The organism is Pseudomonas sp. TWP3-2, from assembly GCF_049897765.1.
Classification (GTDB): domain Bacteria; phylum Pseudomonadota; class Gammaproteobacteria; order Pseudomonadales; family Pseudomonadaceae; genus Aquipseudomonas.
On sequence record NZ_JAFCWW010000023.1, the window covers coordinates 1 to 22,229 of the forward strand.

The window sequence follows — 22,229 nt, forward strand, 5'->3', positions numbered from 1 at the left end:
CACCGTCTATGACGAGAAGGCTTACTTGCAGGCTTTGACGCGTCGCGGATCAACACTGATAAAGGCGTCGATGGAGGTGGCAACAGATTGACGGACAGGCTCAGGGCGTGACGGGCGCTTGAGATCAAGAGCGGTACTCGAGCTAACGCTCATTGTGTTGAGTGGGGCGGCTTTGCCGCGGGGGTGTACGCAAATTGGAGTTGTGTGTGCCAGCCTGCTGGCGATGGGGCCAGCCCAGACAACACCACTTTCTGGCAGACAACAAAAAGCCCACCAATTGGTGGGCTCCTTGTATTCAGCCGAGGATCAGAACAACTTCATCTTCGGCGCTTCTTCTTTCAGCGGCTGGTTCTGCGCGGTTTGCGCATTCCAGCCACCGCCGAGTGCTTTGTACAGGTTGACCGCACTGGTCAGCTGCGCGAGGCGGTCGGTGATCAGCGCTTGTTGTGCGCTGAACAGCTGACGCTGGGCATCGAGGAAGGTCAGGTTGCTGTCGACGCCAATGCGATAGCGACGCTCAGCCAGGCGGTAGTAATCCTGGTTGGCCTGGACGAAATCACGCTGCGCCTGCAACTGCTCGGTGTAGGTCTGGCGCGCGGCGAGGCCGTCGGCGACTTCCTGGAAGGCCGTTTGAATGGACTTCTCGTAGTTCGCCACGCCGATGTCCTTCTGGATCTCGGCGGCATCGAGGCTGGCGCGCAGGCTGCCGGCGTTGAAGATCGGCAGGTTGATCTGCGGCTGGAACAACCACGTACCCGAACCACCTTTGAACAGGCCGGACAGATCCGGACTCAGGCTGCCCGCGTTGGCGGTCAGGCTGATGCTCGGGAAAAACGCTGCACGGGCCGCACCGATGTTGGCGTTGGCCGCCTTCAGGTTGTATTCGGCCTGAAGGATGTCCGGACGACGTTGCAGCAGATCCGATGGCAGACCGGGCGGCACATCGCTGAGCAGGTCGTCGGACAGCGGTTTGGCCGCTTGCAGGTTGGCCGGGATGCCAGTGCCGAGCAGCAGCGTCAGACCGTTTTCATCCTGCGCCACCTGGCGGGTGTAGCGCGCCAGTTGTGCACGGGCGTTTTCCACCGAAGTGCGCGACTGCGCCAGATCCAGCGCCGAGGCCACACCGACTTCGTTGCTGCGGCTGGTCAGCTTGTAGCTTTCTTCGAAGGCACCGAGGGTGTCTTGAGTCAGCTTGAGCAGTTCCTTGTCGGCCTGCCAGGTCAGGTAGGCGTTGGCCACGTTGGCCACCAGACTGATCTGCGTGCTGCGGCGTGCTTCTTCAGTGGCGAAGTATTGCTGCAGCGATTGCTCGCTCAGGCTGCGGACCCGACCAAACAGGTCGAGTTCATAGGCGCTGATGCCGACGGTGGCGGAGTACGAGCTGGTGATGCTCGACTCACCGGTCTGCGAAGCCCGCGCCGGCAGACGTTGACGGCTGCCGCTGCCGGTCGCCGAAACGGCCGGGAACAGATCGGCGCGCTGGATGCGGTATTGAGCCGCATAGGCGTCGATGTTCAGTGCCGCGACGCGCAGGTCGCGGTTGTTTTCCAGCGACACCTGAATCAGTTGCTGCAGTGCCGGGTCATGGAAAAACTGCTTCCAGCCCTGCTCGGCAGCGGCTTGCGCCGGTGCCTGGGCCGGCGAATACGCCGGACCCTGCGGGTATTGGCCTGCCACCGGTGCTTCGGGCTGCTGATAATCAGGGATCAGCGAGCAACCGCTCAGCACGAAGGCGGCGACGGCGATGGAGAGTAGCGACTTGCTCATTGGCCAGCCTCTTTAGGAGTTTCTTTGGCGTCATCCAGGTCGGCGTTTTTACGCTGGCCAATGGACGACACAGTGACGAAGAACAGTGGCACCCAGAATATCGCGAGTACGGTGGCGGTGATCATACCGCCAATCACGCCGGTACCGATCGCATGCTGACTGCCCGAGCCTGCGCCCGTGGAGATCGCCAGTGGCACCACACCGAGAACGAATGCCAGCGAGGTCATGATGATCGGACGCAGACGCATGCGGCAGGCTTCGATCGCCGCTTCGCGCAGGCTGCGCCCTTGCTCATGCAGCTCCTTGGCGAACTCGACGATCAGAATGGCGTTTTTAGCCGCCAGGCCGATGGTCGTCAACAGCCCCACCTGGAAGTACACGTCGTTCGACAGACCGCGCAGGCTGGTGGCCATCAGCGCACCGATGATCCCCAGTGGCACCACGAGCATGACCGCAATCGGAATCGACCAGCTCTCATACAGTGCCGCCAGACACAGGAACACCATCAGCAGCGACAAGGCATACAGCGCCGGCGCCTGAGAGCCTGACAGACGTTCCTCGTAGGACAGACCGGTCCAGGACAGGCCCACACCCGCCGGCAGTTTGGCTGCGAGGGCTTCGACTTCGGCCATCGCTTCACCCGTCGAATAACCCGGAGCCGGAGCACCGAGGATTTCCACCGCTTCCACGCCGTTGTAACGCGAGAGCTTCGGCGAGCCGTAGGCCCATTCGCCCTTGGCGAACGCCGAGAACGGAACCATGGTGCCGCTGGCGTTGCGTACGAACCATTTCTTCAGGTCTTCGGGGCTCATGCGCGAGTCCGGCTGGCCCTGTACGTACACTTTTTTCACTCGACCACGGTCGATGAAGTCGTTGACGTAGCTACTGCCCAAGGCAATCGACAACGTGTTGTTGATGTCGCTGATGGTAATGCCCAAGGCACTGGCCTTCTCGTCATCGATTTCCAGCTGGAACTGCGGCTCGTCATTCAGGCCGTTCGGACGTACCTGCGACAGCACTTTGCTTTGCGCCGCCATGCCGAGGAACTGGTTACGCGCAGCCATCAACTTTTCGTGACCGATTCCGGCGCGATCTTGCAGGAACACGTCGAAACCGGTGGCGTTACCCAGTTCCAGAACCGCCGGTGGAGCGAAGGCGAACACCATCGCATCGCGGAAGGTAAAGAAGTGCTGCTGGGCACGGGCGGCGAGTTTGAACACGCTGTTGTCAGCGTTACGTTCGCCCCACGGTTTGAGCATGATGAACGCCATACCCGAGCTCTGACCACGGCCGGCAAAGTTGAAGCCGGTCACGGTAAACACCGAAGCCACTGCGTCACCTTCACCGCCGTCCTTGGTCGGACGCAGCAGGAATTCGCGCATTTCATCCACCACTACCTGAGTGCGCTGGGCACTGGAGCCGGCAGGGGTTTGCACCTGAGCGAAGAGTACGCCCTGATCTTCTTCGGGCAGGAATGCGGTCGGAATGCGGGTGAACAGCCAGATCATTCCCACCACGATCAGCAGGTAGGCCAGCAAGTAAGGAATCTTGCGCTGAAGCATGCTGCCGACACCGCGCTCGTAGCTGCGAACGCCACGGTCGAAGTTGCGGTTGAACCAGCCGAAGAAACCTTTTTTCGGTGTGCCGTGCTCACCCTTCGGAATCGGCTTGAGCATGGTGGCGCAGAGCGCCGGGGTGAAGATCAGCGCCACCAGTACCGACAGGGCCATGGCCGAGACGATGGTGATGGAGAACTGCTTGTAGATCACCCCGGTGGAGCCGCTGAAGAACGCCATCGGCAGCAATACCGCCGAAAGAACCAGCGCAATACCGACCAGTGCGCCCTGGATCTGGCCCATGGATTTCTTGGTTGCTTCCTTGGGTGACAAGCCTTCTTCGCTCATCACCCGCTCGACGTTTTCCACCACGACGATGGCATCGTCCACCAGCAAGCCGATGGCCAGCACCATACCGAACATGGTCAGGGTGTTGATGCTGAAACCGAACGCCGCGAGGATGCCGAATGTACCGAGCAATACCACCGGCACGGTCATCGTGGTGATGACGGTGGCGCGGAAGTTCTGCAGGAACAGGAACATCACCAGGAACACCAGTACGATGGCCTCGACCAAGGTATGAACCACACCTTTGATCGACTCGGTCACCACCGGGGTGGTGTCGTACGGGAATACCACTTCCATCCCTTGCGGGAAGAATGGCTTGAGGCTGTCGATGGTCGTGCGCAGTGCCTTGGCGGTGTCGAGGGCGTTGGCGCCGTTGGCCAGTTTGACTGCCAGACCGGATGCCGGGCTGCCGTTGAACTGGGCACTGATCGCGTAGTTCTCGCCACCCAGGGCGACGTCGGCGACGTCCTTGAGGCGAACCTGCGAGCCATCCTTGTTGACCTTGAGCAGAATCTCTTTGAATTGCTCGGCGGTCTGCAGACGGGTCTTGCCGATGATCGTGGCGTTCAGTTGCTGGCCTTGTACGGCAGGCAAGCCACCGAGCTGACCGGACGACACCTGAACGTTCTGCGCGGCGATCGCGGTCTTGACGTCAACCGGGGTCAGGTTGAAGTTGTTCAACTTGGCCGGGTCGAGCCAGATACGCATCGCGTACTGGGCACCGAAGACCTGGAAGTCACCGACGCCGGCAGTCCGCGAAATCGGATCCTGCATGTTCGACACGATGTAGTTGGACAGGTCGTCCTTGCTCATGCTGCCGTCGCGCGACACCACGCCGATCACCAAGAGGAAGTTTTTCACTGCCTTGGTCACGCGGATACCTTGTTGCTGCACTTCCTGCGGCAACAGCGGGGTGGCCAGGTTCAGCTTGTTCTGAACCTGCACCTGCGCAGTGTCGGAGTTGGTGCCCTGCTCGAAGGTCGCGGTAATGGTCATGCTGCCGTCGGAGTTACTTTCCGAAGACACATAACGCAGGTTGTCGATACCGTTGAGTTGCTGCTCGATCACCTGAACCACGGTGTCCTGAACCGTTTGTGCCGAAGCACCCGGGTAGGTCACGGAGATCGCAATGGCCGGTGGCGCAATGCTCGGGTATTGGTTGATCGGCAATTTGAGGATCGAAAGTGCCCCGACCAGCATGATCACCAGGGCAATTACCCAAGCGAAAATCGGACGGTCGATGAAGAATTTTGACATGAATTACTCCCCTTTGCCGCCGGCGGCTTGATCAGCTGCCTGTGCGGGGGCCGGGTTCTTGTTGCCGACGTTGGTCGCTTCGGTGGCTTTGACTTCGACGCCTGGCTTGACGAATTGCAGACCTTCGGTGATCAGGCGATCGCCGGCTTTCAGGCCATCTTCGATCAGCCATTGGCTACCAACGGTGCGGCTGGCCTTGAGCTGACGCAGTTCAACCTTGTTGTCCGCGCCGACTACCAGTGCGGTCGGAGTGCCTTTAAGGTCACGGGTCACGCCTTGTTGCGGAGCGAGAATCGCGGCGCTGTTCACACCGGCCTGCAACTGAGCGTGCACAAACATGCCTGGCAGCAAGGTGTGATCCGGGTTCGGGAACACTGCGCGCAGCGTCACGGAGCCGGTGGTCTGATCGACTGACACTTCGGAGAATTCCAGCTTACCGTCGAGCTTGTACTGGCTGCCGTCTTCGAGGGTCAGCTTGACCGCAGCGGCGTTATCGCCAGCCTTTTGCAGACGACCGCTTTCCAGCTCGCGGCGCAGCTCCAGCAATTCCACCGAAGACTGCGTGACGTCCACGTAGATCGGGTCAAGCTGCTGAATCACCGCCATGGCGTCGGTCTGGCCATTGCTGACCAGTGCACCTTCGGTGACCGAAGAGCGGCCGATGCGGCCGGAGATCGGTGCGTAAACCTTGGTGTAACGCACGTTGATCTGCGCGCTCTGCAGGGTCGCTTCCGATTGCAGGCGGTTGGACAGGGCGGTGTCGTATTCCTGACGGCTCACGGCTTGCTCGTCAACGAGCTGCTTGTAGCGATCGGAGATCGACTTGGTCGAACGCAGGTTGGCTTCGGCGCTTTTCAGGGTCGCTTCATAGACCGACGGATCGATCTGATACAGCTGCTGGCCGGCTTTGACATCGCCGCCTTCCTTGAACAGACGCTTGAGAATGATGCCGTTGACCTGCGGTCGAACTTCAGCGATGCGGAACGCGCTGGTGCGGCCCGGCAGTTCGGAAGTCAGGGTAAAGGCTTGTGGTTGCAGGGTGACGACGCCGACCTGAGGAGGCGGTGCGGCAGGCGCCGCTTCTTCCTTTTTACATCCGCTGAGCAGCGATGCCAGGGCGACGGCAGTGACCAGAGCGGTAACAGCTGGCTTGAATTGCATGAAGATCCTCGGGTCAGGCGCGCAAAAAGCGCACAAGAAATGTGTAAGGGTAAAAAACAGATACCGGGTGGATAAGTAGCTTGCTAAGGAATATACTTACATTCATGGCTGTTTGTAAACACCCTGGCGTCGTATCCAGCCTGTTACAAAAGTGGTTGCAAGGTTAGGAATTGTAGGCCCGGGAGATGATCCGCGAGAGATCCAGCCCTTTTTATTCAGCGAATATTCAGTCATCGCTGAAACATCCTGTTTGAGGTTTTACTGCCATGGTTCGTCGTACCAAAGAGGAAGCTCAGGAAACCCGAAGCCAAATCCTCGAAGCGGCCGAGAAAGCTTTCTATGAGCGCGGGGTCGCGCGCACCACGCTGGCGGACATCGCCACCCTGGCCGGCGTGACGCGCGGAGCCATCTATTGGCACTTCAGCAACAAAGCCGATTTGCTGCAGGCTATGCTCGATACCTTGCATGAGCCGCTGGATGAACTGGCCAAGGCCAGCGAGAGCGAGGACGAACTCGATCCGCTGGGCTGCATGCGCAAGCTGCTGATTCATTTGTTTCATCAAGTTGCGCTGGATCCGAAAACCCGGCGCATCAACGAAATTCTGTTTCATAAGTGCGAGTTCACCGATGAAATGTGCGATCTGCGCCAGCAGCGCCGGACGGCCAGTCTCGATTGCAATCTGCGTATCGGCCTGACCCTGCGTAATGCGGTAAATCGCGGCCAGCTGCCGGAAGATCTCGACACTGCCCGCGCGGCCATCAGCATTCATGCCTATATCGACGGCCTCCTTTATGGCTGGCTACTCGCGCCGGACAGCTTCGAGCTGCATGCTGAAGCCGAGCGTTGGGTCGATACAGGGTTGGACATGCTGCGCCTCAGCCCCAGCCTGCGCAAATGAAACAAAATCCGGGATTGGAGCGGGCTGTGTCAACCAGGGTGCACAGGAATATTCACGCGGCGAGTTTATACGTAGCGCGCTACGTCTTTTGTAGGGATTTTGTATTTTCGCCGAAGGGAAATTTGGTCGTTTCGATTTGAGCGAACGAGGCAAGCGCCCTCGTAAGGGCGCTTGCTCATGGGCCGGTAATTACAAGAATTAATACCGGATTTGAATCTTAAGTGCGTAGCTATAAGGGGTGGCGCTCTGGTTTTGTTCCAGTGCGTATTCGCATAGGATTTTGCGCTGGCCAATCGAGTGAATACTGTGTTGTCGCGATACTCTCGACTTTGCGTCAAAAGCAAGCGGATCATAGCCGCGATTTGTTAGTGTTGCTGCTGTCGCGAAACTGAATGCGTAGTCACCGCTACTATATGTAAATTTATGACTGATCAGTGAACTTCGAAATGCTTGCTTGCCACTGGTGATACGTCGTAGTAACGCGTTTGGTAATAGAAGTGAATAGCAATCGCCAGGTGGTATTTCAAAATCCTCCGGCTCGCCATCCCACGTTGAACTGATCAGAGAAAATGTTTCGTGAGTATGATTGTAGATGTGGATCAGGATGTTGGTCTTTGAGGTTGTTTTGCGAATCGCCTCCCATTCTACAGGCTGCTGCTGTCGAGCCAGTTTATAGTTTTCTTCAAATTTTCTACCAAGTAAAAAGTTTGCCTTTTCGCTTTCGAATTGTTCTTTGCTCAGGCCGGCTAAATAGGTTCTGGTGCTGTCGATATACTCCTGGTCATGTTCCCCTTCCAAGTATGAGAGTAGTTCTTCAATTTCGTCCATGATTCGATCTCTGGTTGTTTGATTGTGTTGTGTTGTGTTGTGGTGGCTGAAGATAACAGCGCCGCTGAAGGTTTGCTTATACGGTGTGTAATGGTTTATTTCTTTAATTGCCTATTTGCGAGAACTAAAAAAGCCCCGGCTCTTTCGAGTCGGGGCTTTTTTAGTTGCAACTAACTAACGCTTACAGTGTTGGATAGTCAATGTAACCCACCGGGCCTTTGCCATAGAAAGTTTCCGGGTGCGGCTGGTTCAGCGGTGCATCGGCTTTCAAGCGTGCCGGCAGATCCGGGTTGGCAATGAACGGCACACCAAACGCCACGGCGTCAGCCTTGCCGCTGGCCAGCCATTCGTTGGCGCTGTCCTTGGTGAAGCGCTCGTTGGCGATGTACGCGCCGCCGAAGGCTTCTTTCAATTGCGGGCCGAGGCTGTCAGCGCCTTCTTTCTCACGCGAGCAGATGAACGCGATGCCACGCTTGCCCAGTTCGCGAGCAACGTAGGTGAAGGTCTCGGCGAGGTTGTCATCACCCATGTCGTGGGAGTCGGCACGCGGTGCCAGGTGCACGCCAACCCGGCCGGCACCCCAGACTTCGATCGCAGCGTCGGTCACTTCGAGCAACAGGCGCGCACGGTTTTCCAGGGAGCCGCCGTAGTTGTCGGTACGCTGGTTGGTGCTGCTTTGCAGGAACTGGTCGAGCAGGTAACCGTTGGCGCCGTGGATTTCCACGCCGTCAAAACCGGCGGCCTTGGCGTTCTCGGCACCAACGCGGTAGGCGTCGACGATGTCGGCGATTTCAGCGGTTTCCAGTGCGCGCGGGGTGACGTAGTCGGACAGCGGACGCACCAGGCTGACGTGGCCTGCCGGCTGGATTGCGCTTGGAGCAACCGGGGTTTCGCCGTTCAGGTACGAAGGGTGCGAGACGCGGCCGACGTGCCACAGTTGCAGGACGATTTTGCCGCCGGCAGCGTGGATGGCTTTGGTCACGTTGGTCCAGCCGCGCACTTGATCGTTGGACCAGATGCCCGGGGTGTCAGGGTAGCCGACGCCCATCGGGGTTACCGAAGTGGCTTCGCTGAGGATCAGCCCGGCAGAAGCGCGTTGTACGTAGTACTCGGCCATCAGCGCGTTGGGTACGCGGCCTTCGTCGGCGCGGCAGCGGGTCAGCGGCGCCATGATGATGCGGTTGGACAGCTCGAGGTCGCCCAGTTTGATCGGATCGAAAATAGTTGCCATGAGATACAACCCTCGTGAGGTGATTAAGTGAATCAGTGGGTAGCAGGTGCCAGCTCGGGATTACCGCTCTGACGGAAAGTGATCAGCGTCACCAGCAGCGCGAGCACTGCCAGGACAGCCGCTGCGAGCGGCACGCTGGTGAGGCCGAAGCCGTGGGCGATGACGCTGCCGCCAACCCAGGCACCGAGCGCATTGCCGATGTTGAAGGCGCCGATGTTCAGCGTTGAGACCAGGTTCGGTGCAGCCTTGCCGAAGGTCACCACGTTGACTTGTAGCGCCGGTACGGCGGCGAACGATGCGGTGGCCCAGAGGAACAGGGTGATTTCAGTCGGGATCAGCGCGACGCTGGTCCAGCTCAGCACAGTGGAAATCACCGCCATCGCCACGAACACGCCAATCAATGTGGCGCCGAGGCGTTTGTCCGCCAGTTTGCCGCCGATGATGTTGCCGACGGTCAGGCCGAGGCCGATCAGCAGCAGGGTCCAGGTCACGCCTTTTGGCGAGACGCCGGTGACTTCGCCGAGCAGCGGTGCGACGTAGGTGAACAGGGTGAACATCGATGCGGCGAACAGTGCGGTCATGCTCAGCGACAGCCAGATCCCGGCACCCTTGAGGGCGGCGAGTTCGGCACGCATGTCGAGTTTTTCCTCGTCACGCTTGGCCGGCAGGAAGCGGATCAGGCCCATCAGTGCAATCACACCAATCACGGTCACGGCCCAGAAGGTCGAACGCCAGCCGGCTTCTTGACCGAGCGCGGTGCCCAGTGGCACGCCAAGCACATTGGCCAAGGTCAGACCGGTGAACATCAAAGCCACGGCCGAAGCGCGTTTGTTCGGCGCCACCAGACCTGCCGCGACCACCGAACCGATGCCGAAGAACGCACCGTGACACAGCGCGGTCACCACTCGGGCGAACATCAACACTTGATAGTCACTGGCCACCGCACACAGCAGGTTGCCGACGATGAAAATCCCCATCAACGCTACCAGCGCAGCCTTGCGCGGCAGTTTCGCGGTGGCCAGTGCCATGAACGGCGCACCGATGGCCACGCCCAGGGCGTAGCCGGTCACCAGCCAGCCGGCACCGGGAATCGACACACCGAGGTCGGCCGCCACATCGGGCAGCAGGCCCATGATGACGAACTCGGTGGTGCCGATGGCGAAGGCGCTCAAGGCGAGAATGAGTAGCGAGAGGGGCATCGTTGATTCCTTTTGGGCTGGCTGACGTTAAGGGTCAGAGCTCTTTACTGAGGGTGCTGAGGAACGCCTGAATCACGTCCTCGTTGCGTTTGAAAAAGTGCCATTGACCGACCTTCTGGCTGCTGATCAGGCCGGCCCGTTGCAAGGTCGCCAGGTGTGCGGAGACCGTCGATTGCGACAGGCCGCAACGCTGATCGATCTGCCCGGCACAGATGCCGTACTCGTGGTTGTGCAACTGTTCCGGGAACTGGACTTTCGGGTCTTTCAGCCAGTTGAGGATGTCTCGCCGTACTGGGTGCGCCAGGGCTTTTATTATTTCGTCGAGGTCAAGGTTCATGGCAGGGTGCTCGGTGTGTAAAACGCTATATCGCGATGAGGCGAACTTTAAATCGGTATTTCGCGATATACCAATATGATTTTGATCTGATGACCGCATAAATCGGTATATCGGGTTATAACGATACGTTGAGTGTAAAAACCACAGGACGCAGTGCTAAGCTGCGCCCATGAACTATCTCGCACATTTACACCTCGGTGGCCAGCGCCCCGGCCAATTGCTCGGCAGCCTGTATGGCGATTTCGTCAAAGGACGGCTGCAAGGGCAGTTTGATCCGGAGGTCGAAGCGGCGATTTCGCTGCATCGGCGGATCGACGTATTTACCGATCGCCATCCATTGGTCGACGTTTCACTGGGACGCTTTTCCACCACTCGCCGGCGTTATGCGGGGATCGTTCTTGATGTGTTTTTCGACCACTGCCTGGCGCGCGACTGGACGCTGTATGCCGACCGGCCGCTGGCGCAATTCACTTCGGACGTTTATCGCGTGTTGTCCAGCGAACGGCAGTTGCCCGAACGCCTGGCGCAGATTGCGCCGCACATGATGGCCAACGATTGGCTGGGTTCGTATCAGGAATTTGAAGTGCTGGAGCAGGTGTTGCGCGGGATTTCCCGGCGCCTGACCCGGCCGGAAGAACTGTCGGGAGCGATGGAGGAGTTGCGACGCTTGTATGAGCCGTTGAGTGAGGATTTTGCGTTGTTTTATCCACAACTGCAGGATTTTGCTCAAGGCTCAAAGGCAACCTAGATCCCTGTGGGAGCGGGCTTGCCCGCGATGGCGTCAGCACATTCCACAAAGATGTTGGCTGGTCTATCGCTATCGCGGGCAAGCCCGCTCCCACAGGGTCATATCGTGATTTCAAGATCTCAATTTCAAGCTGCAATCGCAGGGCGCATCGGGGCTTGTTGTTTCTCGGGAATTGCCCCAAACAACGCCTTCTGCACCGCTTGCTGCGCTTCAAACGCCAATGCCGCACGCTCGCGGCCCTCGCAGGCAATCGGCTTGAGCAGATGAATCTCCACATCACCCCGATCATTGGCAAACAAGCGCATCAAGTGCGACAGCAGATCATCATCACCAATGAACGGCGCCAGCGTATCGACCTGACCGTCGCGCAGATAACGAATGGCTACCGGTTGCAGCATCACCTCTGAATCAATCGCCGCCGACAGCAAGCGACCATGAAAGGTACGCAGCGAACGGCCATCGGTGGTGGTGCCTTCCGGGAACATCAGTAGCGGATGGGCCTGTTGCAGGTGGCGGGTCATCTGTTTGCGGATCAACTGGCTGTCGCCCGAACCACGACGGATGAACAGGCTGCCAGCCTTGGCCGCGAGCCAACCGGCCACCGGCCAGGTGCGCACTTCAGCCTTGGACAGAAACGACAGCGGCGTGAGCATGCCCAGCAGCGGAATGTCGGTCCATGACACGTGGTTGCTGACCCACAGCATCGGCTGTTTCGGCAGCTCGCCATGCACGGTCACGCGAAAGGGCAGAGCATTGCTCAAGCGCGCCATGAAAAACCGCGACCAGCGCTGCCGGCGCAGCATCGAATGCGCCAGCCCGGCGCGTTCAAACATCCCGAACACACTGGCCATGGTCAAACCGAGCGTCACCACCAGCAGTACTCGCGCAATCCGCGCGTACACCCGCAACCGGCTCATCACATGGCCGCCTTGAAGTGTTTGGCGTAGCGCGGGCAGAGTTCGTCGCGCTTGAGCAGGATGAACACGTCGGCGACCTGGAAATCTTCGTCCCAGCACGGCTCGCCACAGATCTTCGCGCCGAGGCGCATGTAAGCCTTGAGCAGCGGGGGCATTTCGGCAATCACGTTCGATGGAATATCCAGCGTCGGCAGCGGCTTTTTCGGCTCGGCGCGCAAGTGTTCGGTGCACAGATAGCGTTCGCGCAGGCGCTGCATGATCGCGTGGGCCTGGATGCCGCCGTCCTGCATCGGGATGCTCGCGCAGCCCATCAGATAGCTGTAACCACCCTGATTCAATACTTCTGCCAGTTCGCCCCAGAGCACAGCGATGGTGCCGCCGTTGCGGTAGGCCGGGTCGACGCAGGTGCGGCCGATTTCGAGGATCGGGCCTTGCAGATGCGCGAGGCCGTGCAAGCTGAATTCTTCTTCACTGTAGAACTTGCCGAGGGTGGTGGCGGCGGTGTGATCGAGCAAACGCGTGGTCGCCACCAGGCGGCCGGTGTTCAAGTCACGCACGCCGATGTGGCTGCAGTGAACATCATAGTCATCCATGTCCAGACCCAGCTCCGCGCCGTTCAACTTGGCGTTGAACTCGCCGCTGAACACGTTGAAGCGCAAGGCCTGGGCTTGCTGCAACGCTTCGGCGCCGATCAGGCGTTCGGCTTGCAGGCGGCGTTCATTGCCGGTGTCGCTGATGCGGGCGATCTGAGTCATGCGAATCTCCGTACGGGCCATTAACCCGTCGTGGGTTACAGCCATCGACTTTCTTTATGCAGCCGTGTTGTGCAAAGTCAGGCTATGTAGCCCCGGTGTCATCGCCATGAATGTTTGGTGATGCTTATATGACAGCCCACGAGGAGCCTCGGATGAACTGGCTGACCCTGCTTGAAAGCCGCGAACGTTTGCCCGCCGTCGCCGACCTGGCGGAAGGGTTCGCCACGCTGTTGCAGCAATTGGGCAACGTCACCCCGTTTGAACTGGCGGTGGCCGGCGGACGGCGGATGGCGACGCCGGGGCTGGCGTTTCTGGTGGGTTACCAGGCGGCGCTACGCATGCTTTGGCCGAGCGCGCCGCTGAGCCTTGGCGCACTGTGCGCGACCGAGCAGCGCAGTTTGCGTCCGGCGGACATGCAAACGCGCCTCAAGGATTTGCGTCTGAGCGGACGCAAGGATTTTGTCACTGCTGGCGACGCCGCCGACTGGCTGCTGATCGCCGCGCGCAGTGAACAGCCCGGCGAGTCACCCCGTCTCAGTCTGGCGGTGGTATATCCAGGCGAGCCCGGCGTACGGGTGGAAAAACTCCCTGCGTTGCCGTTGATGCCGGACATCAGCCACGGTCGGTTGCATCTCGACGGTGCGCTGTGCGAGTTGCTGGCCGGGGACGGTTGGGATGCTTACGTAAAACCGTTTCGCACCCTTGAAGATGTGTACGTGTTGAGCGCGATGACCGCATGGTTGTACGGCGTCGGCCAGGACTGCGATTGGCCGCAGTCCTTGCAGTTGCGCTTGCTGGCGCTGTTGGCTGGTTGTTCGGAGGCGAGCCGGCAACCGCCGAACAGTCCGGCCGGGCATGTACTGCTGGGCGGTTTGTTTGCGCAGTTTGATGCGCTGAAGGTTGAACTGGATCAGGCGTTGGCTGACGGCAATCCGGAGTGGGCGGCGATGTGGCAGCGTGATCAATCGGTGATGCAATTGGCGGCGGGTGCGCGGGCCAAGCGGTTGGCCAAGGCATTGGCGGATCGTTGAATCCTGTGGGATTGTCATTTTTGTGGGCTAGCCTTGGCAGGTCTGTTTACCGAGGCTTGACCATGTTCAAAGGCTTGTCCCTGATTCTGCTGCTGATCAGCTTCGCCGTTCAGGCCGAACAATGGCCCGGCGAACAGTGGCCCGTCGGCGCGAGGATCTCCGGTCCGGCCGTCGAAGCGCTGGAAACTTATGCCTTCCCCAATCGCGACGACGATATCCGCCAAGGCATTCGCACCGACGCCTTGCTGGTGATCCGCGACGGTCAGCTCATCTACGAGCGCTACGCCGCGCCAACCACTGCCGACACTCCGCACCTGACCTGGTCGATCAGCAAAAGCCTGATGGCCACGGTGCTCGGCGTGGCTTACGGCGAAGGCCTGTTCAAACTCGAAGATCCGGCATCGAAGTTTTACCCGGCACTGACCAGACACCCGGCCATCACCCTCGCCGATCTGCTGCACTGGGCGTCGGGCATCGACTGGCAGGAAGACTACGAATACGCCCCGCTTAAATCTTCAGTGGTGGCGATGCTCTACACCCGTGGCCATCGCGACATGGCCGCGTTCACCGCCGATCACGACACTTACGCACAACCCGGTCAGGCGTTCCGCTATTCCAGCGGCGACAGCAATCTTTTGGCCGCGGCGCTGAAAACCATCGTCGGCGCGCAACGCTATGCGGACTATCCGTGGACGGCACTGTTCGAACCGCTGGGCATTCGCAACGCCGTGTGGGAAACCGATGCGACCGGCACGTTCGTCGCCTCTTCCTACGCTTATCTGACCGCGAGAGATCTGGCGCGCATCGGCCTGCTTATGGCGCGCGATGGCCGCTGGAATGATCGACAATTGCTGCTCCGGGACTGGGTCGCGTTCAACCGCCAACCGTTCGCTGGCTACAAGGCGAATCAGGACGAAGCGGTGCCAGGCGGCCACTGGTGGCTCAATCGCCCGGCAGACGGTGCGGCCTCACCCTGGCCGGATGCACCCGCCGACACCTTCGCCGCTCTGGGCCATTGGGGGCAGGCGCTGTACGTGATCCCCAGCGAAAAACTGGTGATCGTGCGCTACGCCGATGACCGCGACGGCAGTTACCGCCACAACGAATTGCTCAAATGGGCGCTCAAGGCATTCGCCGGGACGGTGCAGCCATGAAGTGGATCGGGCGAGTTTTGTTGTTGCTGTTGATCGTGCTGCTCGGCTGGATCTGGCATGAGCGCGTGGCGTTGTGGGCGTTTCCGGACATCATCAGCGCCTACACCGCCAAGGAATATTGTTCGTGCCGTTATGTGATGAACAACGATGCCGATTACTGTCGCGGCTACGTCAAACAGTGGCTACCGACGAGCAGCTTCAGCGATGACGCCGCCAGCAAAACCATCACTGTCAGCGGCATGGGCCGAACCAATAGCGCGCAGTGGCTGAGCCAACGACAAGGCTGTCTCCTCAATCCCTGAAACCCCTCAATTCCCCTGTGAATAGAGAACCCTGTGGGAGCTGGCTTGCCAGCGATGACGGAGTGTCAGTCACAACAATATTGCCCGTGCCGGCGCTATCGCTGGCAAGCCAGCTCCCACAGGGATTTCCACCAATCGACAGATTTGCGGCGATCCGGTTTGCAATAACCGCGCAGGCAGTTAAGGTTCGTGCACGTTTATCGGTCCCACGAGTCTTCAATGTTCAAACGCTCCCTGTGCAACCTCGCTGCCGGCCTATTGCTGGCGGCTGCCGCTTTGCCGGCTCAGGCCAACTGGTATCTGGACGGCGAGTCGTCGCGGATTTCTTTCGTCAGCACGAAAAACGCCCACATTTCCGAAGTGCAGCGCTTTCTGGTGTTGCACGGCAAGGTCGATCCGAGTGGTCGCGCCGAGGTCGAAGTCGAGCTGGACTCGATCAACAGCGGCATCCCGCTGCGTGACGAACGCATGCGCAAGGAGCTGTTCCAGATCGAGCAATTCCCCGAAGCGACCATCACCACGCAAATCGATCTGCGCCCGATCAACGATCTGGCGCCCGGTGCGCAGCTGGAATTGCGCTTGCCGCTGACCGTCAACCTGCACGGCAAGCAACACGAATATCCTGCCGAACTGCTGGCGACGCGTCTGGATGATCGACGCTTTCAAGTGGTCACGCTGGAGCCGCTGGTGATCAGCGCCGAGGATTTCGATCTGGCACCGGGGCTGGAAAGTCTGCGCAAGATGGCCGGGTTGTCGGCCATCAGTCTGTCGGTGCCGGTGGGTGCGGTGCTGATCTTCACGGCGCGCTGACGTGCGTGGTGCGGTATTCCCGTGGCGCGACGGCAATCGCTTCGAACTGCTGATCGACGGCCCGCAATTCTTCCCGAAGATGCTCGAGGAAATCGCCAACGCCAAGGAGCAGATCGAACTTGAGTTGTATCTGGTCGAGGCGGGCGCCTGCGCCGAAACCATCGTCCAGGCGTTGGTGCTCGCGGCCGAACGCGGTGTGCGCGTGCGTTGCCTGTTCGATGATTACGGCAGCCTCGCCTTCACGCTCAATCTGCGTAAACGCCTGACGGGTGCTGGCGTTGAACTGCGCTTCTACAATCGCCTGAACTGGCGACGCTGGGTGCGTAATTTCTACCGTGATCATCGCAAGCTGCTACTGGTCGATCAGCGCCTGGCAGTGGTCGGCGGCACGGGCGTTACCGACGAGTTCTGGACGCCGGGCCACGACACCAGTGAATGGCACGAAGTGATGGTGCACATCACCGGGCCGCTGGTGCTCGATTGGCAATTGCTGTTCGACCGCCAATGGATTGCCAATAGTTATCGCCGCGCATGGAAGCCGACTGCGCATTTTGGTCTACCGCGTTTGCCCAAAGTCCCTGCCAGCGGCGCGGGCATGGGCCGCGTGGCCTACGCCGATGCCCGCCAGCACCGCGACATTCTGCAATCACTGATCCGCGCGCTGAACAGCGGCCAGCGCCGGATCTGGCTGGCAACACCGTATTTCCTGCCGACCTGGCAAATCCGCCGTGCCCTGCGCAAGGCCGCCGCGCGTGGCATCGACGTGCGCCTGCTGCTGACCGGGCCGCACACCGATCATCCTTCAGTGCGTTATGCCGGACATCGCTACTACCCGCGTCTGCTCAAGGCCGGGGTGAAAATCTTCGAATACCAGCCGTGCTTCCTGCACCTGAAAATGGTGCTGGTGGACGACTGGGTGAGCATCGGTTCGTGTAATTTCGACCACTGGAATCTGCGCTTCAATCTTGAGGCGAATCTGGAAGCACTGGACCCGCAATTGACGGCGGCAGTGGTGGCGAGTTTCGAGAAAGACTTCAGCCTGAGTCAGCAGGTGAGTCTGGAGGAATGGCAGCGCCGGCCGTTGTGGCGGCGGGTCAAGCAGAGGATTTGGGGATGGGTGGATCGGGTGGTGGTCAATATCCTGGATCGCCGCGGGTAGCGGCGTCACCCTAGAACACTGTGGGAGCTGGCTTGCCAGCGATGAGGCCGGCATATTCAACATCTCAGTTGACTGTCAGTCCGCCATCGCTGGCAAGTCGAATCGTCGCACCGCAGCTCCCACAGGTTTTTGCAGTGTTTGACGAATTACAGCAACTCAAAGCTCTGCTGCGTCACGTCCTGGGAGTCCAGGCCGATCTGCACGTTGAACTTGCCCGGCTCTGCCGCGTACTTGAGCTGAGCGTTGTAGAACTTCAGGTCATCCTCGGTGATGGTGAAGTGCACGACTTTCTGTTCGCCAGCCTTGAGCATGATCTTCTGGAAGTTTTTCAGTTCTTTCACCGGGCGGATCATCGAGCCGGTGACGTCCTGAATGTACAGCTGCACCACGGTTTCGCCGTCACGTTTGCCGGTGTTTTTCACCATCACACTGGCGTCGAGCTTGCCGGTGGTGTTCAGCGTGGTCGACGACAGCGCCATGTCGCTCAGGCTGAAATCGGTGTAGCTCAAGCCGAAACCGAACGGGAACAGCGGCCCCGTAGTGTCATCGAAATACTGCGAGGTGTAGTTGCCCGGTTTGCCCGGCGTGAACGGCCGGCCAATGCTCAGATGGTTGTAGTAGGTCGGAATCTGGCCTACCGAGCGTGGGAACGTCACCGGCAGTTTGCCCGACGGGTTGTAGTCGCCGAACAACACGTCAGCGATGGCGTTGCCGCCTTCGGTGCCGCTGAACCAGGTTTCCAGAATCGCATCAGCCGATTCTTTCTCTTCGAGAATCGTCAGCGGACGGCCGTTCATCAGCACCAGCACCAACGGCTTGCCGGTAGCTTTCAGGGCGCGGATCAGATCGCGCTGGCTTTGCGGGATGTTCAGGTCGGTGCGGCTCGACGACTCGTGGGACATGCCACGCGATTCACCGACCGCTGCAACCACCACGTCAGCCGACTGCGCCGCTTTGACCGCTTCATCGATCAGCACGTTGGCCGGACGCGGATCATCGACCACTTCCGGCGCATCGAAGTTGAGGAAGTTCAGGTAATCGAGGACTTTCTTGTCGCCGGTGATGTTGGCGCCACGGGCGTAGATCAGGTTCGATTTATCGCCAATCACACTGCTCATGCCGTCGAACAGGGTCACCGATTGCGCTGGACGACCAGCAGCGGCCCAGCTGCCCATCATGTCGATTGGTGCCTTGGCCAGCGGGCCGACCAGGGCGATTTTCGCGGTTTTCTTCAGCGGCAGGGTTTCATTCTGATTCTTCAGCAATACCTGACTGCGACGCGCAACTTCACGCGCTTCGGCGCGGTGCAGGCGGCTTTCGGCGTAGGTGTCGGCCGGATCATCTTCAGCCTTGCCGATGCGCAGGTACGGGTCCTTGAACAGGCCCATGTCGTACTTGGCTGCGAGCACTTCGCGTACGGCGTTGTCGATGTGTTTCTGTTCAATTTCACCGGACTTGAGCAGGCCCGGCAGCTCTTTGCCGTACAGGGTGTCGTTCATGCTCATGTCGATGCCGGCCTTGATCGCCAGCTTCGCCGCTTCGCGACCGTCACGCGCCACGCCGTGCTTGATCAATTCGAAGATCGCGCCGTGGTCGCTGACTGCCAGACCTTTGAAGCCCCAGTCGCGGCGCAGCAGATCGTTCATCAGCCAGGTATCGGCAGTGGCCGGTATGCCGTTGATCGAGTTCAGCGCCACCATCACGCCACCAGCGCCGGCATCAATCGCGGCGCGGTACGGCGGCAGGTAATCCTGATACATCTTCACCGGGCTCATATCCACGGTGTTGTAATCGCGACCACCCTCGACCGCACCATACAGGGCGAAGTGCTTGACGCTGGCCATGATGGAGTCGGCGGCGCTCGGGGTCGCACCCTGATAAGCCTTGACCATCACCGTGGCGATGCGCGAAGTCAGGTAGGTGTCTTCACCAAAACCTTCGGAGCTACGGCCCCAGCGCGGATCACGGGAGATGTCGACCATCGGCGCGAAGGTGATATCGAGGCTGTCGGCGGCGGCTTCTCTGGCCGCGACGCGCCCGGACTGGCCGATGGCGTCCATGTCCCAGCTCGAAGCGAGGGCCAGCGGAATCGGGAAAATCGTACGGTGACCGTGGATCACGTCGTACGCGAAAAACATCGGAATCTTCAACCGGCTGCGCATTGCCGCGTCCTGCATCGGACGGTTTTCCGCACGGGTGATAGAGTTGAACGTGCCGCCGATGTTGCCCGCGGCGATTTCCTTGCGGATCAGTTCGCGGGGCATTTCCGGGCCGATACTGATCAGGCGCAATTGGCCGATCTTCTCGTCGAGAGTCATTTGCTTCATCAGGTCGGTGATGAAGGCGTCCTTGTTTTCCAGGGGCACCGGGGTCGCCGCGGCCAATACTTGATGACTGGCCAGACTGACGAACAGGCCCAGCAAACACAGCTTCTTCATGAATAGTTTTCTCAAGGGCACACACGGCGTTGCAATGCCGGCCAGCCAAAATTTAGGGAACGACTATTGTTGTTCGGGTACTGATGCAAATGCGGCGGCGTAATGCGCGTTGCCGAATTTCACAGCATGATCGCGCTGGGCCTCTTTTTAGCCCATCGGCCCGTAGCAATCCAGTGGCGCGGGCGATTATGCCCCAACAGCCGGCCGAGAATGTTTCGCGGTCAATTTTTCTGAAAATGTGCAAGGGAGCACCCATCCGATGAATCTCAGTCCTGTCTATCGCTCGCGCTTGCAGGTGGCCACGTTATTGGTGATGGCCACGCTGCTGACCGCGTGCGGCATCAACAACATTCCGACCCTCGACGAACAGGCCAAAGCCGCGTGGGGCCAGGTGCAGAACCAGTATCAGCGTCGCGCTGATCTGATTCCGAACCTGGTGGAAACCGTCAAAGGTTACGCCGCGCATGAAAAGGAAACCCTGACGGCGGTGATCGAGGCGCGCGCCAAGGCCACTTCGATTCAGGTCGATGCCAGCACCCTCGACAACCCGGAAAAACTCAAGCAGTTCCAGCAGGCTCAGGATCAACTGACCGGTGCCTTGAGCCGGTTGATGGTGGTGTCCGAGCGTTATCCGGATCTCAAAGCCAACCAGAACTTCCTCGCCCTGCAATCGCAACTTGAAGGCACGGAAAACCGCATCGCCGTGGCCCGCCGCGATTTCATTCTGGCCGTGCAGAAATACAACACCGAAATCCGCACCTTCCCCGGTCGCCTGTGGCACAGCGTGATGTACAGCGATCTGCCGGCCCGTGAAACCTTCGAAGCCACCACCCCCGGTGCGGACAAGGCCCCGGAAGTGAAGTTCTGATCCGGTGATGTCCATGCGTGTTTTGAAGATAGGCCTGGTGCTGATGCTGTGGCTGTTCGCCGTCAGCGCCCGGGCCGAGTTGACGTTCCCGGCGCTGAGCGGACGGGTGGTGGACGAAGCGCAGATGCTCGAGCCGACGGTGCGCGCGCAACTGAGCCAACAGTTACAGGCTCACGAGCAGGCGACCGGCGAGCAATTGGTGGTGGTCACCCTGCCGGATTTGCAGGGCACCACGATCGAGGACTACGGCGTCCAGCTCGGTCGCCACTGGGGCATTGGTCAGAAGGACAAGAACAACGGCGCGCTGCTGATCGTTGCCCGTGACGAGCGCAAGTTGCGCATCGAAGTCGGCTACGGGCTGGAGGATCGGCTGACCGATGCGCAGAGTTCGGTGATCATCCATCAGGTCATCACACCCGCGTTCAAGTCCGGCAACTTCGGCAAGGGCATCAGCGACGGCGTCGCGGCGATGCTCGTGGTGCTGGGTGGCAATCCGCTGGATGAGCCGTCGACGGTGTATGAATCGACCGGCGATCCGTCGGACGATTTCATCTCGCGCCATCCTGCGCTGTTCGTGTTCCTGCTGATGTTGTTCATCCTTGCGGTGTTTGTCTTCCAGATGCTCGGTATCCTGCCCGCTGGCCGGGGTGGCTCCGGAGGCGGGGGCGGTTTTGGCGGGGGCGGCTTCGGAGGTGGCGGCGGTGGCGGTGGAGGCTTCAGCGGCGGCGGTGGCAGTTTCGGCGGCGGTGGTTCGTCCGGCGGCTGGTAATGACAATAATGAGAACAGGCACTGCATGACATGGCATTACTGAATGAACACGAACAACGCAAAGTCGCCGAGGCAATCGCCCGGGTCGAGCGCGACACCGACGCCGAACTGGTAACGGTGCTGGCGGCGCGCGCCGACGACTACGCCTACATCCCGCTGCTGTGGGCCAGCCTGTTGGCGCTGGTGCTGCCGGGAATCGTGCATTACCTGACCGGGTGGTTGACCTTGCACAGTCTGTTGCTGGTGCAATGGGGCCTGTTCATCGTGTTGTGCCTGCTGTTCAGGCTGCCGAAGATCACCACGCATCTGGTGCCGCGCCGAGTACGGCACTGGCGGGCGTCGAACCTGGCGCGACGGCAGTTTCTCGAGCAGAACCTGCATCACACGGTGGGTAGCACCGGGATGTTGATCTTCGTCTGCGAGGCCGAGCGCTACGTGGAGATTCTGGTGGACGAAGGGATTTCCAAACGGCTGGACAACAAGAGTTGGGACGCGATTGTCGCGGCGTTTACCGAGCAGGTAAGGCGCGGGCAGACGTTGCAGGGTTTCGTGACGTGCATCGAGGCGTGTGGCGAGTTGCTCAAGGTGCATGTGCCGGTGACGCAGGTGAGGAATGAGTTACCGAATCGGTTGGTGGTGCTGGGCTGAGGATTTTGTGTTCGCTGCAAGATCGTAGCCCCTCACCCCAGCCCTCT

20 protein-coding genes are annotated in these 22,229 nt (G+C 59.9%); 10 read left to right on the top strand and 10 right to left on the bottom strand.

Translation table 11 applies throughout. From position 1 onward, the window contains the following. Window positions 1-306 precede the first annotated feature (306 nt). From emhC to emhA, 3 genes are read right to left on the bottom strand one after another with little or no spacing between them, the layout of a single operon-like run. The gene (gene emhC / locus ACP7EE_RS23710; protein ID WP_426237133.1) at window positions 307-1,767 is read right to left on the bottom strand and encodes an efflux RND transporter outer membrane subunit EmhC; all 1,461 of its coding nucleotides are present in this window, start codon (window positions 1,765-1,767) and stop codon (window positions 307-309) included. Beyond that, window positions 1,764-4,928, bottom strand: a complete 3,165-nt coding sequence (gene emhB / locus ACP7EE_RS23715; RefSeq protein WP_426237135.1) for an efflux RND transporter permease subunit EmhB — start codon at window positions 4,926-4,928, stop codon at window positions 1,764-1,766. Before emhB ends, emhC begins: the two co-directional genes overlap by 4 nt. Before the next feature lie 3 nt (window positions 4,929-4,931). Next, the gene (gene emhA, locus ACP7EE_RS23720) at window positions 4,932-6,089 is read right to left on the bottom strand and encodes an efflux RND transporter periplasmic adaptor subunit EmhA (protein WP_420648171.1); all 1,158 of its coding nucleotides are present in this window, start codon (window positions 6,087-6,089) and stop codon (window positions 4,932-4,934) included. 266 nt (window positions 6,090-6,355) lie between these two features. On the opposite strand from emhA, the gene emhR reads away from it, so the two are divergent. Then, a complete protein-coding gene (emhR, locus tag ACP7EE_RS23725; protein ID WP_426205560.1) occupies window positions 6,356-6,988 on the top strand; it encodes an efflux system transcriptional repressor EmhR in 633 nt (210 codons plus the stop codon). 198 nt (window positions 6,989-7,186) lie between these two features. On the opposite strand, the gene ACP7EE_RS23730 is transcribed toward emhR, so the two are convergent. The 4 genes from ACP7EE_RS23730 to ACP7EE_RS23745 all read right to left on the bottom strand — a co-directional run bounded on the left by ACP7EE_RS23730 (window position 7,187) and on the right by ACP7EE_RS23745 (window position 10,583). Next, window positions 7,187-7,816, bottom strand: a complete 630-nt coding sequence (locus ACP7EE_RS23730) for a hypothetical protein (protein ID WP_426237138.1) — start codon at window positions 7,814-7,816, stop codon at window positions 7,187-7,189. A gap of 181 nt (window positions 7,817-7,997) precedes the next feature. After that, window positions 7,998-9,047, bottom strand: a complete 1,050-nt coding sequence (locus ACP7EE_RS23735; protein ID WP_426205562.1) for an alkene reductase — start codon at window positions 9,045-9,047, stop codon at window positions 7,998-8,000. A 32-nt stretch (window positions 9,048-9,079) separates the two neighbouring features. Then, window positions 9,080-10,246 carry an MFS transporter gene (locus ACP7EE_RS23740; protein ID WP_426237140.1) on the bottom strand — a complete coding sequence of 389 codons (1,167 nt, stop codon included), beginning with the start codon at window positions 10,244-10,246 and terminating at the stop codon, window positions 9,080-9,082. Between the two features lie 34 nt (window positions 10,247-10,280). Further along, the gene (locus tag ACP7EE_RS23745) at window positions 10,281-10,583 is read right to left on the bottom strand and encodes an ArsR/SmtB family transcription factor (RefSeq protein ID WP_426205564.1); all 303 of its coding nucleotides are present in this window, start codon (window positions 10,581-10,583) and stop codon (window positions 10,281-10,283) included. A gap of 169 nt (window positions 10,584-10,752) precedes the next feature. On the opposite strand from ACP7EE_RS23745, the gene ACP7EE_RS23750 reads away from it, so the two are divergent. Further along, entirely contained in the window at window positions 10,753-11,331 is a 579-nt protein-coding gene (locus tag ACP7EE_RS23750; RefSeq protein ID WP_426237142.1) for an ACP phosphodiesterase, read from the top strand. Window positions 11,332-11,456: 125 nt separating this feature from the next. Here the strand turns inward: ACP7EE_RS23750 and ACP7EE_RS23755 are convergent, their stop codons facing one another. Further along, the gene (locus ACP7EE_RS23755; protein ID WP_426237144.1) at window positions 11,457-12,248 is read right to left on the bottom strand and encodes a lysophospholipid acyltransferase family protein; all 792 of its coding nucleotides are present in this window, start codon (window positions 12,246-12,248) and stop codon (window positions 11,457-11,459) included. After that, on the bottom strand, window positions 12,248-13,003 hold the full coding sequence (gene olsB, locus ACP7EE_RS23760) for an L-ornithine N(alpha)-acyltransferase (protein ID WP_426237146.1): 756 nt from the start codon (window positions 13,001-13,003) through the stop codon (window positions 12,248-12,250). The genes ACP7EE_RS23755 and olsB overlap by 1 nt, the downstream gene beginning before the upstream one ends. 152 nt (window positions 13,004-13,155) lie before the next feature. Between olsB and ACP7EE_RS23765 the strand changes: the two genes are divergently transcribed. From ACP7EE_RS23765 to ACP7EE_RS23785, 5 genes are all read left to right on the top strand, one after another. Beyond that, complete coding sequence (locus tag ACP7EE_RS23765) at window positions 13,156-14,034, top strand: acyl-CoA dehydrogenase (protein ID WP_426237148.1); 879 nt, start codon at window positions 13,156-13,158, stop codon at window positions 14,032-14,034. A 62-nt stretch (window positions 14,035-14,096) separates the two neighbouring features. Further along, a complete protein-coding gene (locus ACP7EE_RS23770; RefSeq protein ID WP_426237150.1) occupies window positions 14,097-15,188 on the top strand; it encodes a serine hydrolase domain-containing protein in 1,092 nt (363 codons plus the stop codon). Next, complete coding sequence (locus ACP7EE_RS23775; protein WP_426237152.1) at window positions 15,185-15,490, top strand: amidase; 306 nt, start codon at window positions 15,185-15,187, stop codon at window positions 15,488-15,490. The genes ACP7EE_RS23770 and ACP7EE_RS23775 overlap by 4 nt, the downstream gene beginning before the upstream one ends. A 219-nt stretch (window positions 15,491-15,709) precedes the next feature. Beyond that, window positions 15,710-16,300, top strand: a complete 591-nt coding sequence (locus ACP7EE_RS23780; protein ID WP_426237153.1) for a YceI family protein — start codon at window positions 15,710-15,712, stop codon at window positions 16,298-16,300. Window position 16,301: 1 nt separating this feature from the next. Next, window positions 16,302-17,459 carry a phospholipase D-like domain-containing protein gene (locus ACP7EE_RS23785; RefSeq protein ID WP_426237155.1) on the top strand — a complete coding sequence of 386 codons (1,158 nt, stop codon included), beginning with the start codon at window positions 16,302-16,304 and terminating at the stop codon, window positions 17,457-17,459. A gap of 146 nt (window positions 17,460-17,605) precedes the next feature. Here the strand turns inward: ACP7EE_RS23785 and bglX are convergent, their stop codons facing one another. Then, on the bottom strand, window positions 17,606-19,897 hold the full coding sequence (gene bglX / locus ACP7EE_RS23790) for a beta-glucosidase BglX (RefSeq protein WP_426237157.1): 2,292 nt from the start codon (window positions 19,895-19,897) through the stop codon (window positions 17,606-17,608). A gap of 259 nt (window positions 19,898-20,156) precedes the next feature. Between bglX and ACP7EE_RS23795 the strand changes: the two genes are divergently transcribed. The 3 genes from ACP7EE_RS23795 to ACP7EE_RS23805 are packed head-to-tail and all read left to right on the top strand — an operon-like array spanning window position 20,157 to window position 22,182. Then, window positions 20,157-20,765: a LemA family protein gene (locus tag ACP7EE_RS23795; RefSeq protein ID WP_420648156.1), complete on the top strand. Its 609-nt coding sequence runs from the start codon at window positions 20,157-20,159 to the stop codon at window positions 20,763-20,765. A gap of 13 nt (window positions 20,766-20,778) precedes the next feature. Further along, entirely contained in the window at window positions 20,779-21,534 is a 756-nt protein-coding gene (locus ACP7EE_RS23800) for a TPM domain-containing protein (protein ID WP_426237159.1), read from the top strand. Window positions 21,535-21,564: 30 nt separating this feature from the next. Beyond that, window positions 21,565-22,182 carry a TPM domain-containing protein gene (locus tag ACP7EE_RS23805; protein ID WP_426205573.1) on the top strand — a complete coding sequence of 206 codons (618 nt, stop codon included), beginning with the start codon at window positions 21,565-21,567 and terminating at the stop codon, window positions 22,180-22,182. Window positions 22,183-22,229 lie beyond the last annotated feature (47 nt).

What these genes read in the sequence shown, in the direction of transcription:
- ACP7EE_RS23775 (WP_426237152.1), top strand. Translation starts at nt 15,185, where the DNA reads ATGAAGTGGATCGGGCGAGTTTTGTTGTTGCTGTTGATCGTGCTGCTC.
- ACP7EE_RS23805 (WP_426205573.1), top strand. Translation starts at nt 21,565, where the DNA reads ATGGCATTACTGAATGAACACGAACAACGCAAAGTCGCCGAGGCAATC.
- emhA (WP_420648171.1), bottom strand. Translation starts at nt 6,089, where the DNA reads ATGCAATTCAAGCCAGCTGTTACCGCTCTGGTCACTGCCGTCGCCCTG.
- emhB (WP_426237135.1), bottom strand. Translation starts at nt 4,928, where the DNA reads ATGTCAAAATTCTTCATCGACCGTCCGATTTTCGCTTGGGTAATTGCC.
- ACP7EE_RS23770 (WP_426237150.1), top strand. Translation starts at nt 14,097, where the DNA reads ATGTTCAAAGGCTTGTCCCTGATTCTGCTGCTGATCAGCTTCGCCGTT.
- emhC (WP_426237133.1), bottom strand. Translation starts at nt 1,767, where the DNA reads ATGAGCAAGTCGCTACTCTCCATCGCCGTCGCCGCCTTCGTGCTGAGC.
- ACP7EE_RS23795 (WP_420648156.1), top strand. Translation starts at nt 20,157, where the DNA reads ATGAATCTCAGTCCTGTCTATCGCTCGCGCTTGCAGGTGGCCACGTTA.
- ACP7EE_RS23755 (WP_426237144.1), bottom strand. Translation starts at nt 12,248, where the DNA reads ATGAGCCGGTTGCGGGTGTACGCGCGGATTGCGCGAGTACTGCTGGTG.
- ACP7EE_RS23745 (WP_426205564.1), bottom strand. Translation starts at nt 10,583, where the DNA reads ATGAACCTTGACCTCGACGAAATAATAAAAGCCCTGGCGCACCCAGTA.
- ACP7EE_RS23735 (WP_426205562.1), bottom strand. Translation starts at nt 9,047, where the DNA reads ATGGCAACTATTTTCGATCCGATCAAACTGGGCGACCTCGAGCTGTCC.
- ACP7EE_RS23750 (WP_426237142.1), top strand. Translation starts at nt 10,753, where the DNA reads ATGAACTATCTCGCACATTTACACCTCGGTGGCCAGCGCCCCGGCCAA.
- emhR (WP_426205560.1), top strand. Translation starts at nt 6,356, where the DNA reads ATGGTTCGTCGTACCAAAGAGGAAGCTCAGGAAACCCGAAGCCAAATC.
- olsB (WP_426237146.1), bottom strand. Translation starts at nt 13,003, where the DNA reads ATGACTCAGATCGCCCGCATCAGCGACACCGGCAATGAACGCCGCCTG.
- ACP7EE_RS23780 (WP_426237153.1), top strand. Translation starts at nt 15,710, where the DNA reads ATGTTCAAACGCTCCCTGTGCAACCTCGCTGCCGGCCTATTGCTGGCG.
- ACP7EE_RS23740 (WP_426237140.1), bottom strand. Translation starts at nt 10,246, where the DNA reads ATGCCCCTCTCGCTACTCATTCTCGCCTTGAGCGCCTTCGCCATCGGC.
- ACP7EE_RS23730 (WP_426237138.1), bottom strand. Translation starts at nt 7,816, where the DNA reads ATGGACGAAATTGAAGAACTACTCTCATACTTGGAAGGGGAACATGAC.
- ACP7EE_RS23765 (WP_426237148.1), top strand. Translation starts at nt 13,156, where the DNA reads ATGAACTGGCTGACCCTGCTTGAAAGCCGCGAACGTTTGCCCGCCGTC.
- ACP7EE_RS23800 (WP_426237159.1), top strand. Translation starts at nt 20,779, where the DNA reads ATGCGTGTTTTGAAGATAGGCCTGGTGCTGATGCTGTGGCTGTTCGCC.
- bglX (WP_426237157.1), bottom strand. Translation starts at nt 19,897, where the DNA reads ATGAAGAAGCTGTGTTTGCTGGGCCTGTTCGTCAGTCTGGCCAGTCAT.